This is a genomic window from Paracoccus pantotrophus, assembly GCF_008824185.1.
Taxonomy (GTDB): Bacteria; Pseudomonadota; Alphaproteobacteria; order Rhodobacterales; family Rhodobacteraceae; genus Paracoccus; species Paracoccus pantotrophus.
Genome location: NZ_CP044425.1, coordinates 127,523 through 143,834, shown reverse-complemented (window position 1 = coordinate 143,834; position 16,312 = coordinate 127,523). Strand labels below are relative to the sequence as shown.

The 16,312-nt window shown below is 69.0% G+C and carries 15 protein-coding genes and 1 pseudogene; 13 read left to right on the top strand and 3 right to left on the bottom strand.

Going from position 1 to position 16,312, the window contains the following annotated elements; translation table 11 throughout:
• Window positions 1–3 precede the first annotated feature (3 nt).
• The 9 genes from ESD82_RS08570 (at window position 4) to ESD82_RS08530 (ending at window position 8,287) form a co-directional block, all read left to right on the top strand.
• Window positions 4–498, top strand: coding sequence for a TRAP transporter small permease (locus ESD82_RS08570; RefSeq protein WP_024845624.1), 495 nt, complete (start codon window positions 4–6; stop codon window positions 496–498).
• Window positions 491–1,780 (top strand): TRAP transporter large permease, encoded by a 1,290-nt coding sequence (locus ESD82_RS08565; RefSeq protein WP_024845625.1) that lies wholly within the window; start codon window positions 491–493, stop codon window positions 1,778–1,780. Before ESD82_RS08570 ends, ESD82_RS08565 begins: the two co-directional genes overlap by 8 nt.
• Window positions 1,781–2,190: 410 nt before the next feature.
• Window positions 2,191–2,370: a periplasmic nitrate reductase, NapE protein gene (gene napE, locus ESD82_RS08560; RefSeq protein WP_024845626.1), complete on the top strand. Its 180-nt coding sequence runs from the start codon at window positions 2,191–2,193 to the stop codon at window positions 2,368–2,370.
• A 15-nt stretch (window positions 2,371–2,385) separates the two neighbouring features.
• Window positions 2,386–2,724: a chaperone NapD gene (locus ESD82_RS08555; RefSeq protein ID WP_147429347.1), complete on the top strand. Its 339-nt coding sequence runs from the start codon at window positions 2,386–2,388 to the stop codon at window positions 2,722–2,724.
• Window positions 2,721–5,216, top strand: a complete 2,496-nt coding sequence (napA, locus tag ESD82_RS08550; RefSeq protein WP_147429348.1) for a periplasmic nitrate reductase subunit alpha — start codon at window positions 2,721–2,723, stop codon at window positions 5,214–5,216. The genes ESD82_RS08555 and napA overlap by 4 nt, the downstream gene beginning before the upstream one ends.
• Entirely contained in the window at window positions 5,189–5,674 is a 486-nt protein-coding gene (locus tag ESD82_RS08545; RefSeq protein ID WP_024845629.1) for a nitrate reductase cytochrome c-type subunit, read from the top strand. Before napA ends, ESD82_RS08545 begins: the two co-directional genes overlap by 28 nt.
• A gap of 1 nt (window position 5,675) precedes the next feature.
• Window positions 5,676–6,389 (top strand): cytochrome c3 family protein, encoded by a 714-nt coding sequence (locus tag ESD82_RS08540; protein WP_123130380.1) that lies wholly within the window; start codon window positions 5,676–5,678, stop codon window positions 6,387–6,389.
• Window positions 6,390–6,925: 536 nt separating this feature from the next.
• The gene (gene rnk, locus ESD82_RS08535; RefSeq protein WP_024845631.1) at window positions 6,926–7,339 is read left to right on the top strand and encodes a nucleoside diphosphate kinase regulator; all 414 of its coding nucleotides are present in this window, start codon (window positions 6,926–6,928) and stop codon (window positions 7,337–7,339) included.
• A gap of 222 nt (window positions 7,340–7,561) precedes the next feature.
• Window positions 7,562–8,287 (top strand): spermine/spermidine synthase domain-containing protein, encoded by a 726-nt coding sequence (locus ESD82_RS08530; protein ID WP_024845632.1) that lies wholly within the window; start codon window positions 7,562–7,564, stop codon window positions 8,285–8,287.
• On the opposite strand, the gene ESD82_RS08525 is transcribed toward ESD82_RS08530, so the two are convergent.
• Entirely contained in the window at window positions 8,209–9,186 is a 978-nt protein-coding gene (locus tag ESD82_RS08525; RefSeq protein WP_024845633.1) for a mechanosensitive ion channel family protein, read from the bottom strand. The two genes, ESD82_RS08530 and ESD82_RS08525, sit on opposite strands and share 79 nt — an antisense overlap.
• Window positions 9,187–9,987: 801 nt before the next feature.
• Here ESD82_RS08525 and ESD82_RS22145 point away from each other — a divergent pair.
• Window positions 9,988–10,341, top strand: a pseudogene (locus ESD82_RS22145) (transposase); the annotation flags it as partial.
• Between the two features lie 103 nt (window positions 10,342–10,444).
• On the opposite strand, the gene ESD82_RS08515 reads toward ESD82_RS22145, so the two are convergent.
• The gene (locus ESD82_RS08515; protein WP_024845634.1) at window positions 10,445–11,197 is read right to left on the bottom strand and encodes an ABC transporter permease; all 753 of its coding nucleotides are present in this window, start codon (window positions 11,195–11,197) and stop codon (window positions 10,445–10,447) included.
• A 1,246-nt stretch (window positions 11,198–12,443) separates the two neighbouring features.
• Here ESD82_RS08515 and ESD82_RS08510 point away from each other — a divergent pair.
• The 3 genes from ESD82_RS08510 to ESD82_RS08500 all read left to right on the top strand — a co-directional run bounded on the left by ESD82_RS08510 (window position 12,444) and on the right by ESD82_RS08500 (window position 14,694).
• Window positions 12,444–13,562, top strand: coding sequence for a capsule biosynthesis protein (locus ESD82_RS08510; RefSeq protein WP_036764947.1), 1,119 nt, complete (start codon window positions 12,444–12,446; stop codon window positions 13,560–13,562).
• 4 nt (window positions 13,563–13,566) lie between these two features.
• Complete coding sequence (locus ESD82_RS08505; protein WP_024844137.1) at window positions 13,567–14,235, top strand: ABC transporter ATP-binding protein; 669 nt, start codon at window positions 13,567–13,569, stop codon at window positions 14,233–14,235.
• Window positions 14,236–14,430: 195 nt separating this feature from the next.
• On the top strand, window positions 14,431–14,694 hold the full coding sequence (locus tag ESD82_RS08500; RefSeq protein WP_147277965.1) for a hypothetical protein: 264 nt from the start codon (window positions 14,431–14,433) through the stop codon (window positions 14,692–14,694).
• Between the two features lie 166 nt (window positions 14,695–14,860).
• Here ESD82_RS08500 and ESD82_RS22685 read toward each other — a convergent pair whose 3' ends face one another.
• Window positions 14,861–16,285: an iron chelate uptake ABC transporter family permease subunit gene (locus tag ESD82_RS22685; RefSeq protein ID WP_147429349.1), complete on the bottom strand. Its 1,425-nt coding sequence runs from the start codon at window positions 16,283–16,285 to the stop codon at window positions 14,861–14,863.
• Window positions 16,286–16,312: the final 27 nt, after the last annotated feature.

Below are 16,312 nucleotides of genomic sequence, written 5' to 3'. Positions count from 1 at the left end.
GCGATGCGCCGGATCGAACGCGCCTTCGTCACGCTGAACGGTGCCGTGCTGGTGCTGGGACTGGCCGTCATGGCGGCCATCCTGGGCTGGAACGTCGCCGGTCGCTACCTGACCGGCAATTCGCTGACCTGGGCGGACGAGGTGGCGCGTTACTCGATGATCTGGCTGACCTTCCTGGGCAGCGGGCTGGCGCTGCGCCATGGCGCCCATGCCGCCATCACCAATGCCCAGGACGCGCTGCCCACGCGGGGCCAGCTTGCCCTGCGCGGGCTGATCCTGCTGGTGCTGTTCGGCTTTTTCGGCTTCATGGTCTGGGTCGGCATCGACTACATGAACCGCATGGCGATCCAGCGGTCAGCGGCCTTGCAGGTGCCGATGAAATGGATCTATGCCGCGATGCCCGCCGGCTTCGCGCTGATGATCGTCCATCTGGCCCTGATCGCGCCGCAATACCTGCGCGCCGGCCTGCAGCATTCCGACGAGGCCGCCCTTGGTTGAGATCCTGATCGCCGCCTTCCTGATCCTGATGGTCATGGGGGTGCCCATCGCCTTCGCGCTGGCGATGGCGGCCTTCGCGGCGGTGGGCCTTGCCGGCCGCTATCCGCTGGTCGTGGTGGTGAAGGAGATGTTCACCGGCCTCGACAGTTTCCCGCTGCTGGCCGTGCCCTTCTTCATCCTGGCGGCCGAGATCATGTCCACCGGGGCGATCTCGCGCATGCTCTTGCGCTTTGCCTCGCAATTCGTCGGCCACCTGCGCGGGGGGCTGGGTTACGCCAATATCCTGACCGGCACGCTGTTTGCCGGCATTTCCGGCTCGGCGCTGGCCTCGGCGGCGGGGCCGGGGGCGATGATGGCGCGGATGATGGAGCGCAGCGGCTATTCCAAGGCCTATGCCGGGGCGCTGACGATTTCCGTGGCGGTGATCGACCCGATCATCCCGCCTTCGATCACCATGATCATCTATGCGCTGCAGGACCGCAACACCTCGGTCGGTTCGCTGTTCATGGCCGGCATCCTGCCCGGCCTGCTGATCGCGGGGCTGCTGGCCGGGGTGAACTGGTGGATCAGCCGCAAGCGCGGCTATCGCAGCGCCGAGCCGCGCCCGCCAATGGGCCAGATGGTCCGCAACAGCTTTGCCGCCCTGCCGGCGCTGCTGCTGATCGTGCTGATCGTCGGCGGCATCCGCGGCGGGGTCTTCACCCCCACCGAGGCCTCGGTCGTGGCGGTGTTCTATGCCATCGTCACCAGCGCCTTCGTCTATCGCGGCTTCACGCTGGCGGACCTGTGGGGGGCGTTCCTGCGCTCGGCCATCATGTCGGTGGCGGTGCTGATGATCCTGGCCGCCGCCCGCGCCTTCGCCTGGGTGCTGATCATCGAGGGCGTGCCGCAGGCCATGGCCGATGCGGTGATCGCCATGGACCTGTCGCCCATCGCCTTCCTCTTGATGGTGAACCTGCTTCTGCTGGTCTTCGGCATGTTCATGGACCCGCTGCCGGGGGTGATGATCCTGGTGCCGATCCTGGCGCCCATCGCCCACAGCCTCGGCATCGCCGCGGATCATTTCGCCATCATCGTCATCGTGAACCTGACCTTCGGGCTGATGACGCCGCCGGTCGGCGGGCTGATCTTCGTCGTGGCCTCGGCGACCCGGCAGAAGCCCTCGGCGCTGATCCGGGAACTGCCGCCCTTCTTCCTGGCCGCCATGGCCTCGCTGCTGATCCTGACCTTCGTTCCGGCCCTGTCCACCTGGCTGCCGCAGATCAGCGGCTTCGCCCGTTAGCGCGCTCATGTCGCAGTCGGCCCGCAGGGGCCGATTCCGGCTTGACCCGCCGCTCGTTGTGCTCAAGCATACATAACGAATGACATTGGCCGGGGGACGCCATGCGCAGGAATCGAACGATACCGAAAACCCATCCGCCGGGTCTCGGCGGGCTGGTCGCGTCGATGCTGGTGATCGGCCTGACCTCGGCCGGGGCGCTTTACAGCCTCTAGGCCGGCGGCGGGGCACGGGCGAAAGCCCGGCCTATCTTACTGACGAGCAACCATTTTCAAGCGTCCGATGCGACCGCGCACGGATGGCTGGCCGGCCAGATGCCGCGCCGGGGCGAATTTTTCCGGGAACCTTCTTTGATTTTTCACAGTTCTGTGGAAGATTGGACTGAGACATTTTGTCGCACAGGTTGCCCAGAAATGATCGATTCCGCGAAAGAAACCGATCGTCCCAAGCACCGCAAGCGGGATGAAGTCATCGCCTTCCTGATCCTTGCCGTGGTGATCTGGCCGATCCTGTCGGTCGCGATCGTCGGCGGCTACGGCTTCCTGGTCTGGATGTCTCAGATCATCTTCGGACCCCCCGGACCCATGCATTAGATTTAGAGAGCGGCCATGCGCGAGCCAGACAGGACCCCCATCCAGCGACGCGACATTCTGACCGGAAAGCTGAAACAGGACAGCGGCGGGGAATCGCGTTTCCTGCACATCTCCAGCGCCATCGTCACCGCCCGGCCGGATCGCGCGGCCGACCTGGCCCGGCATTTCGCCACCCTGCCCGGAACCGAGGTCCATGCCGTCCAGGGCGCCAAGATCGTCCTGGTGCTGGAGGGCGCCTCGGTGGGCGAGATCGGCAGCCGCATGGCGGCAATCTCGGTGATGGAGGGCGTGTTCTCGGCCAACCTGGTCTTTGAACAGATCCTTCCCGCCGATGAGAGGGAGGCACTGTCATGACCATTTCCCGGCGCGATCTGCTCAAGGCGCAGGCGGCGGGGATCGCCGCCATGGCCGCCAATATCCCGCTGTCCTCGCAGGCCCAGCCGGTGCCCGGCGGTGTCGAATCGCTGCAAATCACCTGGTCCAAGGCGCCCTGCCGCTTTTGCGGCACCGGCTGCGGCGTCATGGTGGGTGTCAAGGAGGGGCGCGTGGTCGCCACCCATGGCGACCTGCTGGCCGAGGTGAACCGCGGCCTGAACTGCGTCAAGGGCTATTTCCTGTCCAAGATCATGTATGGCGCCGACCGCCTGACCCAGCCGCTGCTGCGCAAGAAGGACGGCGTCTATGCCAAGGACGGCGAGTTCACCCCGGTCAGCTGGGAGGAGGCTTTCGACACCATGGCCGCCCAGGCCAAGCGGGTGCTCAGGGACAAGGGGCCGACCGCGCTCGGCATGTTCGGTTCCGGCCAGTGGACCATCTTCGAGGGCTATGCCGCGACCAAGCTGATGCGGGCAGGCTTCCGGTCGAACAACCTCGACCCCAATGCGCGGCATTGCATGGCCTCGGCGGCCTATGCCTTCATGCGCACCTTCGGCATGGACGAGCCGATGGGCTGCTATGACGATTTCGAGGCGGCGGACGCCTTTGTCCTCTGGGGCTCGAACATGGCCGAGATGCATCCGATCCTGTGGACGCGGGTGGCGGACCGGCGGCTGGGCCATCCGCATGTGAAGGTGGCGGTGCTGTCCACCTTTACCCATCGCAGCTCGGACCTGGCCGATATTCCCATCGTCTTCAAGCCCGGCACCGACCTGGCGATCCTGAACTACATCGCCAATCACATCATCCAGACCGGCCGGGTGAACCGCGATTTCGTCGATCGCCACACCACCTTCGTCGCCGGCGCGACCGGCATCGGCTACGGCCTGCGCGACGACGACCCACGCGAGATGGCTGCGCGCACGGCCGAGGATCCGGCGGCGACCACGCCCTCGACCTTCGAGGAATTCGCCGAGCTGGTCAGCGAATACACGCTGGACAAGGTCTCGGAACTCAGCGGCGTCGAGCCGGGCTTCCTGGAGCAGCTGGCCGAGCTTTACGCCGATCCCGACCGCAAGGTCATGTCCTTGTGGACCATGGGCTTCAACCAGCATGTGCGCGGCGTCTGGGCCAACCAGATGGTCTATAATCTCCATCTGCTGACCGGAAAGATCTCGGAACCGGGCAACAGCCCGTTCTCGCTGACCGGCCAGCCCTCGGCCTGCGGCACGGCGCGCGAGGTGGGCACCTTCGCCCATCGCCTGCCCGCCGACATGACCGTCACCAATCCCGAACACCGCAAGCATGCCGAGGAGATCTGGCGCATCCCCCATGGCGTGATCCCCGAGCAGCCGGGGCTGCATGCGGTGGCGCAGGACCGGGCGCTGCATGACGGCACGCTGAACTTCTACTGGATCCAGGTGAACAACAACCTGCAAGCCTCGCCCAACAACGACGGCGAGGCCTGGCCGGGCTATCGCAACCCGGACAATTTCATCGTTGTCTCGGATGCCTATCCCACGGTGACGGCCCTGGCCGCCGACCTGATCCTGCCCGCCGCCATGTGGGTCGAGAAGGAGGGCGCCTATGGCAATGCCGAGCGGCGCACCCATGTCTGGCATCAGCTGGTCGAGGCGCCGGGCGAGGCGCGCTCGGACCTGTGGCAGATGATGGAATTCTCGAAACGCTTCACCACCGACGAAGTGTGGCCCGAGGAGATCCTGGCCGCCAACCCGAACTATCGTGGCCAGAGCCTGTTCGACGTGCTGTTCCGCAACGGCAGCGTGGACCGCTTCGACCTGTCGGAACTGAACCCCGATTACGCCAACCGCGAATCGAACGCATTCGGCTTCTACGTCCAGAAGGGCCTGTTCGAAGAATATGCCGCCTTCGGCCGCGGCCACGGCCACGACCTGGCCCCCTATGACACCTATCACGAGGTCCGCGGCCTGCGCTGGCCGGTGGTCGACGGCAAGGAAACGCTGTGGCGCTATCGCGAGGGGCTGGACCCCTATGTCGAGCCGGGCGCCGGCGTGCAGTTCTATGGCAACCCGGACGGCAAGGCGCGCATCATCGCCGTGCCCTACGAGCCACCGGCCGAACCGCCCGACGAGGAATACAACATCTGGCTGGTGACAGGCCGGGTGCTGGAGCATTGGCATTCCGGCTCGATGACCATGCGCGTGCCGGAACTTTACCGGGCCTTTCCCGGCGCCCGCTGCTTCATGAACCCCGAGGACGCCCGCGACATGGGCTTCAACCAGGGGGCCGAGGTGCGCATCGTCTCGCGCCGGGGCGAGATCCGCTCGCGCGTCGAGACACGCGGCAGGAACCGGATGCCGCGCGGCGTGGTCTTCGTGCCGTGGTTCGACGCCAGCCAGCTGATCAACAAGGTGACGCTGGACGCCACCGATCCCATTTCCAAACAGACGGATTTCAAGAAATGCGCGGTCAAGATCCTTCCCGTCTGATCCGGCCCGCCGCCATGGCCGGCCTTTTGCTGTTCGCGCTGGTCGGCGCCGCCCTGCCGCAGGCCGAGCCGGCGGTGCAGATCGTGCCGCCCTTGACCGGCTGGGCCGAGCCGATGTCCGAGGGCCAGATCCCGCCGCTCGGCCGGCCGATCACCGACGACGTGCGCCGGATGCGCAACTATCCCGAACAGCCGCCGGTGATCCCGCATTCCATCGACGGCTACCAGCTGACGGTGAACACTAACCGCTGCATGGATTGCCACAAGCCGCAGTTCACCGAGGGCTCGGGCGCGCCGATGATCAGCGTCACGCATTTCCAGGACCGCGACGGGCAGGTGCTGACCGACGTGACGCCGCGGCGCTATTTCTGCACCGCCTGCCACGTCCAGCAGACCGATGTGCAGCCGCTGGTGCCGAACCAGTTCCGCGACGGCTATCGCCACGCCGGGGGCCCGTGACATGGGCTGGATCAGGGCAAGCATCCGCTGGATCTGGGGCCGGGTCACCTGGTTCTGGCGCGTCATCAGCCGTCCCAGCAGCTTTCTCAGCATCGGCTTCCTGACGCTGGGCGGCTTCATCTGCGGCGTGATCTTCTGGGGCGGGTTCAATACCGCGCTGGAAATCACCAATACCGAGAAATTCTGCACCAGCTGCCACGAGATGCGCGACAACGTCTATCAGGAGCTGATGCCGACGGTGCATTTCTCGAACCGCTCGGGGGTCCGGGCCAGTTGTCCCGACTGCCACGTCCCGCATGAATGGACCGACAAGATCGCCCGCAAGATGCAGGCCTCCAAGGAGGTCTGGGGCAAGATCTTCGGCACCATCAGCACGCGCGAGAAATTCCTGGAAAAGCGGCTGGAACTGGCCAAGCACGAATGGGCGCGGCTCAAGGCCAACGATTCGCTGGAATGCCGCAACTGCCACGCGGCGGTGGCGATGGATTTCACCAAGCAGACCCGCCGCGCGGCCCAGATCCACGAGCGTTACCTGATCTCCGGCGAAAAGACCTGCATCGACTGCCACAAGGGCATCGCGCATCAGCTGCCCGACATGACCGGGATCGAGCCCGGCTGGCTGGAACCGCCCGAACTGCGCGGCGAAGAACAGGCCTGGCTGGGCGGCGGCGCCGAGGCCGTCCACCGCTATCTCGCCACCGTCGAGACGCGCTAGGGTCGGCTCGGGCGCCTGCCCCTCGGCCGCTGGGCCTGCCCGCAAAAGGGCGGCTGAAGCGGGACATCCGATCTGAAGCCCAGGGACATCAGATCCGGCAGGAAGTCTTTTCTGCCCGCTTGATCCTCAATCCGCCGCCCCATCGTTATCGTTCGCCCCGAACGCGGCGGCGATCCCGGCCGTCACACCACCGCCTTCGAAATTCCATTCGTGATAGCACGTGTTGCGATCCATCGGCCGATCCCGTAAGCGGCAGTTCTGATGTCGGGTAACAGCGGCACCTGCCGCTGCGACCGGCGAGGCCGCTCTCTCGACTCGGGGCGGCGGCGCGGCTAGAGTGGGGGCATGACCATGCGTATTCCCCTATGCAAGAGCCGGTGCGGCACCGGTTTGCTGCTGACGCGCCAGCTGCCCCGGACAGGGGCGCGCTTGCGCTGACCTCGCGTCCGGGGCTTTCCTGATCCAGAAATTCGACCGCTGCTCCGCCCCCCCCCGCGGCGGCCCCGGCGGGTCATGACATGACTGAAGGAGCCGACATGGCCAGAACATCGCGACCGCCAGTCACCATCGCCAGCGATACGCTCGACCGGCTCGAACGCCTTGCCGAAGGGGCGATGGCGCGCAATCCCGACCTTGCCGACCGGCTGCTGACCGAACTGGCCCGCGCCCGCGTCCTGCCGCCCGAGCGGATGCCCGAGGATGTCGCCGGCATCGGCAGCGCCGTCACCTTCCGCGACGAGACCACCGGGCGCGAGCAGACCGTGGTGCTGGCCTGGCCCGAGGATGCCGACATCGCCGCCGGCCGCGCCTCGGTGCTGACGCCCATCGGCGTGGCGCTGATCGGCCTGCGGGCCGGCGCGCGCTTTCCCTGGGACACCCGCGCGGGCGAAACGCGCGAACTGACCGTGCTGGCGGTCGGCCGCGCCGATCCGGTGACCCCGGCGGCATAGGGGCTTGGCGATGCGACGGGACCGGTTCTGCCCGGATCGCGGCCCTGCGCCGCGGCTCGGCCTGCCGCATCCCTCGGCGATCTTTCCGCTGCTGATCGGTTTCAGGGCCAACAATGTGCCGGGGTTGTCCGCGCGCTGAACGCCGGACAACCCCAGGCCATTTTCCGAAACCGTCACGCAACCACCGGGAGGCCCTGGCCTGCCCGATGTCGGGGATCGATCATGCCCATCTGGAACACCCTGGCCCGCGCCGGCACGGCGGCGGGCGATGAAATCCTGCTGCGCCAGCGCGGCGCAATTTACGAGATCCGCTTCAACGGCCTGGAGCTGATGTCCAACCTCAACCACCAGTCCGAGACCGTGCTGGCCGAGCGCAGCCTGCGCCTGCATGGCCGGCCCGGCGCCCGCGTGCTGATCGGCGGGCTCGGCATGGGCTTCACCCTGCGCGCGGCGCTGGAATTGCTGGGCCCCGCCGCGCAGGTCACGGTCTGCGAACTGATCCCCCAGATCGCCGGCTGGAACCGCGACCGCATCGGCCATCTGGCCGGCCACCCGCTGCGCGACCCGCGCGTCAGCCTGCGCATCGCGGATGTGATGGCGGTGCTGGCAGAGCCCCGCGCCGGTTTCGACGTGATCCTGATGGATACCGATAACGGGCCGGATTTCACCGTGCGCCCCGAAAACGGCCGGCTTTACGGCAAAGGCGGCCTTGCGGTGCTGCGCCGGGCGCTGCGGCCGGACGGCATCGCCGCCTTCTGGTCGGCCACCGCCTCGGACCCGTTCGAGCGGGTGCTGGACGCCCAGCCCTGGCATTGGCGGCGCGACGACATCCAGCTGGTCGGCGGGCGGGTCGATGCCTTCCACCACATCTACCTGGCCTCGGCCGAGGCCGGGCGGATCGGCCTGCGGGCCCCGGCCCGCGCGCTGCCGGCGCTGGCGCTGTCCTGACCCTGGCCGCAGGGCATCCGGTCCGCCGCCAGCCGGATGCCCTGTTCGCGCAGCGCGGCGTCGATCAGGCTCACGACCTCGTTGCGGCAGGCCAGTTCGCGGTCGTGCTGCGGCACCCAGTATTTCACCCGATAGGTGATGCCGGCGGGACCGTAATCCGTCACCTGCACCTCGGGCGGCTTGCCGGCCGAGATCATGCGCGCCGCGGCGGCGGCCGCGGCGATCAGCCGGCCGGCCTCGGCCACCGGCAGGTCTGCGGGTAGGGTCAGTTCGGCATGGTCGCGGTATTCCTGCCGCGGCGCGCTGAAATTGGTGATCCGCCGCGACGAGATCTGGCTGTTGGGCAGGATGACATAGGTGCTGTCGCGGCTGACGAGGCGCGTGGTGCGCCAGCCGATCTCCTGCACCTTGCCTTCGGCCAGGGTCTCGATGCGCACCCAGTCGCCGATGCGGAACGGCGCCTCGATCCCCATCGCCAGCCCCGAGAACACGTCGGCCACCGCATTGCGGATGGCAAAGCCCAGCACCGCCAGCACCAGGCCCGAGCCGGTCAGGATCCCCGACAGATCCTGGCGGAAGAACAGCGACAGGCTGGCCAGCGTGGCCACGGCCAGCAGCCCGAACCACAACAGGTCCAGCAGCACCTTGGGCACCGGGCGCCGGCCCTTGCGGCGGCGCAGCAGGCGCCGGGCGGCCAGCCCATGCGCCAGGCGCGCCCCGGCAAAGCAGGCCACGGAAAAGCCCGCGTTGCGCAGCGGCCCCGCCCAAAGCTGCAAGGCGAAAAGGTCGGGATGGCGCCGCGCCAGCGGCTCGACCAGGGTGGCGGCGGCCAGCGCCAGGGCGACGACCACAGCCAGCCGCCACAGCAGGCCCATGGCCGGGGCTTCATCTTTCGCCATCGTCGCCCCCCTTTGCGCCCTTGCGCCGCGGCAGGCGGCGCGGCTCGGGCACCGAGAACGGCAAGGGAAACGGAGCGCGGCAGATCGGACATCGCCGGGCGGCAGCCCTGGGAACATCCTCGCCGCAATGCGGGCAGATCGCCGGCAGAAGGGCGCGCAGCATGACGGAACCTCTTGGGAAAACGGGCTGGATTCAGCTTGACCCCGGCCAGCCGTCCACGCCTTGCGTGTCAACGGGGCCGGGGCAAGCCATGCGCCTGTTCAAGGCGCAGGGCGTATCTGTCCAAGCCGAAGCCCTGCAAGACGAAACCCCATGCGCAAAACCCAAGGGCCCCAAGGGGCCAGCCTAGACATGGCCTTTGTTTTCCTGCTTTCAAGCCTCTGGACGCAGGCACCCCGCCCGATGCCGGCCGCATCGCCGCGGCGCTGGCTCGGACCCGCCGCGATCCGGGACCGCGGCGATCCGCGCATGGTCCGGGATGTCGCGCTGCGGCCGCAGCCGTCCCGCGGTCCCTGTCGCGCAACGGCCGGGGGTCGGCCTGAGGCGGCCATGTCACCGCGATGGGCGGGCGATGCCAGGCAGGCCGCATCGCGCCCGGGATGGGACCGCAACCACAGGGGATGCCGGCGATGACCGGCAGCCAGCGGGTCCACGCCTCGGAATATCCGGTCGCAGGCCGGCGCGCATCGGCTTCTGGTCGACCTGGACGGCGATGGCACGGCCGAGCTGACGATCGAGCTGGGCGGGCTGGAGCAGTTGAACGCCTCGGACCTGCTTCTCTAGCCTTGGCCGAGGCGAAGGTCCGCCCGATCCGGATGTTCCTCTCGGCAGACCAGACCTCCGACTATATCGGGGCGCGGGCGCTCCTGTCGTCTATCCCACGGGCCGGGGCGCTGCTCGGGGAGCGGGGCTAGGATGCCGACGGGTTCCGCAACGCGCTGATCGAGACGGGCATTTCACCCTGCATCCCCTCCCGCACCGGTCGCAAGATACCAATCCCGCACAACGCCGACCTCTACCGCCAACGCCGCAGGATTGAGAACATGTTCGCCAGACTGAAGGACTGGCGGCGCAGCGCAGCCCGCTACGATCGCCGCCCCATCCTGTTTCTCTCGGCCTGCGCCCTCGCCGCGACCGTCATCTATTGGTTGTGAGGCCTGACATAGGGACGAGCCCCCTTCCCGTTTGCCTTGGCATGCCGGGGATCCGTCCTGCTGTCCTGGCCTTCTGTTCCGGCCGCCCCGTCCGCTTGGGGCTTCACCTTTCGAGGAGCTTGCGGTGGTTTCTCTCGAGCAGGGCGAGGCCCGCCAGCATGAGGGCGAGGGCGAGGGCGACGACATAGGCCTGGCTGAGATAGCCGGCCTCGTAGGTGGGATAGAAGCCGCGCCGCATCAGCCCGGTGCAATGGATCAGCGGGTTGTACCACAGCAGGTTCTGCGCCTGGACCGGCATCATGTCGTAAAGGAAGATCACCCCCGAGATCAGGAACAGCGGCCGGGTCAGGATGTGCCAGACCCGCTCCCAGACCGGGAAGGCGTTCATCAGGTAGCAGTTCAGCACCCCCACCCCGGTGCCCAGCAGCGCCACCAGCAGCAGCGCCTCGAAGACCGAGGGCATGTCCACCGGCCCCGGCAGCTGATAGGCCAGGAAGATGCCGCCGATCACGATGGCGATCACCGCGACATGGGTCAGCGCGTTCAGCACCACCCGCGCCAGCAGCGCATCGAGGAAGGTCACGCTGGGATAGGCCAGCAAGGGCCGCGAGAAGCGGATCGAGGCGGCAGTCTTGTTGGCCAGGTCGGTGAACATGGCAAAGGGCAGGTAGCCGGTGGCATAGAACAGCGGGAAGTTCGAGCCGAGGCCGGGGCTGCGCAGCGCCATGCTGAACAGCACCGACAGAAGCGCCACGCCCAGCACCGGCTCGAGCACCGCCCAGACATAGCCGCCGGCCGAGCGGCCATAGCTGGTGGCCATCTCGCGCAGCATCAGCGCCACCACGGTGCGCGGCATGCGAAAGCGCGGCCCGTTGCGCGACGGGTGCTGCGGCCGGCGGACCCGCGGCGGGCGGGCTGCGCCGGCCTGGCCCTGGGGGCGGCGGATTTCTGGGGCGGTATCGGACATGTGAACGCAAACACTGGCCTGGACGGGCGGCAATATGTAACAACTGCGGCCGAAAGGTAAACCAGCGAAAGCGCAGCTGCCCGTGACCACCCCCTCCATACCGGCCGGCGACCAGGCCGGCCAGCCGGCCGAGCCGGCCAGCCGGGCGCCGGGCGCCGCCCCGCGGCCGGTCGAGGCCGCCGCGCCCCGGCCGGCCGCACCCGCATCGCAATCCACAACCCCGGCCGCAACCCCGGCCGCATCCCAGCCTGCAATCCAGCCCGCCTCCCAGCCCGCCCCAGGCGCCCGGCCCCGGCCCGGCCCGGCCCCCCGCCCCTTCCAGGGCCAGCAGGGCCTGGGCGCCCAGGCACGGATCCAGGCGCATATCCAGGCCCAGGCCCAGCCACAGGCACAGGCCCAATCGCGGGGCCAGGGGCCGGGCGACGCCGCGGCGGCGGGGACGCAGCCGCAGGCGCGGCCGCAAGAGCCGCCGCCAAGGCCGGCGGCAGGCAGCAGGCCGGGCCGGCCGCCCGCCGCCCCGGCCGGCCCGCAACAAGGCCCGCAACAGGATGGGCCGCAGGATCGGCGGGGCTCGGGCGGAAAGCCGCCGAGCGGCAGCCCCGCCCGGCCATCCGGCCCGCAACCCGGCCCGAAACCCGGCCCGCAAGCCCAGATCCCCGAATCCCATACCCCCGAATCCCGGAGCGCGACGATGGACCAGGACCGGCCTTCCCAGGAACCCGCCGGCCCGGCCGGCCGGCAGCAGGGCCCAGGATCGGGCCAGGCGGCGCAGAAGCCGCCCGCCGCCCCGGCCGGCCCGCAACAAGGCCCGCAACAAGGCCAACCATCGGGCCAGCCATCGGGCCAGCCATCGGGGCAAGGCGGGCCGGCGGCGCAGGATCGCCAGCCGGCCCCGGCCGCCTCCCAGGCGCAGCCCCAATCCAGGGCCCCATCCCAGGCTCCATCCCAGGCCGGCCCCCAGCCGCAAGCCCAGGCCAGGCCGCCGGCGCTGCGCCCGCAAGGCCAGCCGATCCCGGTCCGGCCCATGCCGCCTGCCGCGCCCCCTGCCTCCCGGCCGCCCGCGCCGGCCCCCGCTCCGGCCCCCGCTCCGGCCCCCGCCCCCGCTCCGGCCCAGCCCCTGCGCCCGCCGGCCCGCATGGCCGAGCCCCGGCGCCGGCACTGGCTGATCCTGGGCTCCTTCCTGGCGCTGGTGGTGCTGCCCAGCCTCGCCTGGGCCGGCTATCTCTGGCTGCGCGCCGAGGACCAATATGTCTCGACCGTCGGCTTCTCGGTGCGCAAGGAACAGTCCACCTCCTCGATCGATCTCCTGGGCGGGCTGGCGCCGCTGACCGGCGCCGGCGGCAGCGCCTCGGATACCGACATCCTCTACGAATACATCCGCAGCCAGGACATGGTCGAAAGGATCGATGCCAGCCTCGACCTGCGCGCCCGCTTCTCGCGCGCCTGGCCGCATGACTTCGTCTTCGCCTTCGACCCCGAGGGCCATGTCGAGGATCTGACCGATTACTGGCAGCGCCAGGTCAAGGTGCTCTACGACAGCACCACCCAGCTGATCACCCTCAAGGTCAGCGCCTTCACCCCCGAGGACGCCCAGCAGATCGCCGCGGCGGTGTTCCAGGAAAGCTCGGACAAGATCAACCAGCTCTCGACCATCGCCCAGGACGACGCCACCCGCCTGGCCAAGGCCGAGCTCGACAAGGCCCGCGCCGAGCTGACCGAGACCCGCCAGGCCATGACCGCCTTCCGCATGCGCTCGCAGATCGTCGATCCCGAGGCCGATCTCGCCGGGCAGATGGGGGTGCTGAGCGGGCTGCAGGCGCAGCTGGCCGAGGCGCTGGTCGCCCATGACCTGCTTTTGGACAATGCCCAGCCCACCGACCACCGCGTCACCCAGTCCCAGCAGAAGATCGACGCGCTGCGCCGGCTGATCGAGGCCGAGCGCGCCAAGTTCGGCGCCGAGGGCCAGGGCCCGGCCGGCGAAAGCTATGCCCAGCTGATGGCGGAATACGAAAAGCTGGCCGTGGACCGCGAATTCGCCGAGGGCGCCTATCGCTCGGCCCGCATCGCCCATGAGACGGCGCTGGCCGAGGCGCAGCGCCAGGCCCGCTACCTGGCCGCCCATATCGAGCCCAAGGTGGCGCAAAGCCCGACCGAGCCGGACCGGCCCTGGCTCTGGGCGATGATCACCGGCATGCTGCTGGCCGGCTGGTCGATCCTGGTGCTGGTCTATTACAGCGTCCGCGACCGCCGCTAGCGCCATGATCCGGCTCGAGAACCTGACCAAGATCTACCGGCTCAACGGCCGCGAGACCCTGGTGGCGGACAATCTGAACGCCGAGTTCCCGACCGGGGCCTCGGTGGCGCTTCTGGGCCGCAACGGCGCCGGCAAGTCGACGCTCCTGCGCATCATCGCCGGCACCGTGCTGCCCACGGCCGGCCGGGTGCTGTCGGACGGCACGATTTCCTGGCCGGTGGGGTTCTCGGGCAGTTTCCACCCCGATCTGACCGGGGCGCAGAACGTGCGCTTCGTGGCCCGCATCTACGGCGTGGACACCGACGAGCTGGTCGATTACGTCGCCGATTTCGCCGAGCTGGGCCAGCATTACCACCAGCCCTTCGGCAGCTATTCCTCGGGCATGCGCTCGCGGCTGGCCATGGGCACCTCGATGGGCATCCATTTCGACACCTATCTGGTCGACGAGGTCACCAGCGTCGGCGACGCCAATTTCCGCGCCAAGTCCCAGCGCGTCTTCGCCGAGCGCATGGCCCGATCATCCGCCATCGTCGTCAGCCATTCCATGCCCATGATCCGCAACATGTGCACCATGGGCGCCGTCCTGCACAACGCAAGCCTCACAATCTTCGACAACATCGACCAGGCCATCAAAAAACACGAGGAAATCCTCAGACTCCCACAGACAAAATAAAAAAGCATCCGCCAAAGGGCGGAGGTGACGCAGCCAAACAGGCGCTATCCGCCGAGAATCGGCCAGTGAGGCAAGCTGCGATCCGCCGTCTTCTGGTCTCCAGGGACGAGGGGATCGGACGATGCCGAAAGGCAGGAACCATGACGCGGGCTTCAAGGCTCGGGTGCGCCGGAGGCCGCGAAGGGCGGGCGCATCGTGCCGGAGCTGGCCGCGGAATACCGCGTGCGCCCGACGATGATCCATCAATGGAAGAAGGCGCTGCTCGAAGGGGCATCGGACATCTTCGAACGCGGCGGGAAGAAGGCCGAGATCGATGAGGCCACGATGCGGTCGCTGCACGCCCGGATCGGGAAGCCGGCCGGCGCCAACGCTTCCTGTCCGGAAAGCCCAGGCCCTGGACCGGCCAGTGACGAGGGATCGAAACCGCCACCGGTTCAAGGCCGATCCCGAACGCGATGATTGAACGCTCCCGTCCCGCGCTGTCGCTCGGGGCGCCATGCCGCCTGCTGTCGATCCCGCGGTCCTCGATCCCGCGGTCCGCGTCCTGTTGCGCAGCAAGGGACGAGACCGGGATGAACCTCGCCCCTATGCGGCTGATCGACCGGCAGTTTCCGGAAACGCCCTGCTACGGCGTGCAGCAGATGACGGCGTGCAGCAGATGACCCGGCCCCTGCACAACGAAGGCCATGCCGTGAACGTCACGCGCAGCCGGCGGCTGATGCGGCTCATGCGCTTGATGCCGATCCGCCGGAAACCCGCTGCCAGCAGGCCCGCGCCGGGGCGCAAGACCTATCCCTATCCGCTGGGGGCGGCCGCGGGTCGAGCAACCCGACCAGATCGGGTGCGCCGGCATCGCCGATCTGCCGATGCGGCGGGGCTGCCTCTGCCCGGTCGCCGTCATGGACCGGTTCCCCCGCAAGCTGCTGGCCTGGCGCATCTCGAACACGCCGGCGGCGGATTTCTGCGTTGCGGCCCGGAACGAGGCGGTCCACCACTGTGGCCCACCCGAGATCATGAACGCCGATCGAGCTTCGCAGTTCACGTCCTGCGCTTGGGTTGATCGGCTGAAACGGGCCGGCACCCGCATCTCGATGGATGGCAGGGGCGCTGCCTCGACACCGTCTTCATCGAGCGCCTCCGGCGATCCCTGATGCATGAATGCGCCTACCCGCACGCCTGGGAGACCGGCGCGCAGGCCAGGGCCGGCGCCGGCAGGTGGATCGCCTTCTGCAGCCACCAGAGCGGCCTCGCGCCGCCCATGGCGGACAGCCGCCCGCCGCGGTCTGCGCGTCAACCAGAGCGAAACCGACCGGCAGAGCCAGAGAGCGGCTTCAATCACCCCAGAGCCCGTCCAATGATCGCGGAGTGGCTCGGCTCGGGCGCGGTCATCGGGTTCGCGGTCGGCCGCTGCAGGATCGCCCCCGCCCCGGCCAGCAGCGCCCCGGCCAAGGCCGACAAAGCCCACCAGCCCGATCTCGGCCAGACCATGGCCGACAGCGCCACCGCCAGCAGCAGCGTGGCAAGGCGCAGCGGCGCCAGCCGCAGGCCCAGCCCATGCGCCCTCGGGGCCCAGCGACATCACCATCAGCGGCCGGGCCAGCGCCGCCGCGGAGGCCAGCGCCGGCAGCAGCGCCAGCGCCATGTTCCGGCTGCCCGACCGGTCCACCTGCGCCAGCACCCCGCCGTTCCACATCACCCGCGACAAGAGGTAATGCCCCTGCGTCCGGGTCATCGCCGTCGCCAGGGCCGAGGCCATCAGCCCCACCAGCATCCCCGCGAACGTCACCGTCACCGGGGCAAAGCCGCGCCGCGCCCCCAGCGCCATGATCAGGAAGGTCGCCGCGCCCGCCCCCGCCAGCGCCACCGGCAGGTTGCCCCCGGCCAGCCAGCCCGGCGCATGGATCGTGGCCGCGACGATGGCGAGCTGCGCGCCCGAGGCGGTGCCCGGCGTCGTCGGATCGGCCAGCGGGTTGCGCAGCACCGCCTGCATCAGCGCCCCGGCCAGCCCCAGCGCCGCGCCGGCCAGCAAGGCCAGGATCCCGCGCGGCATCAGCCCATAGGCCAGCAGGGGATCTGC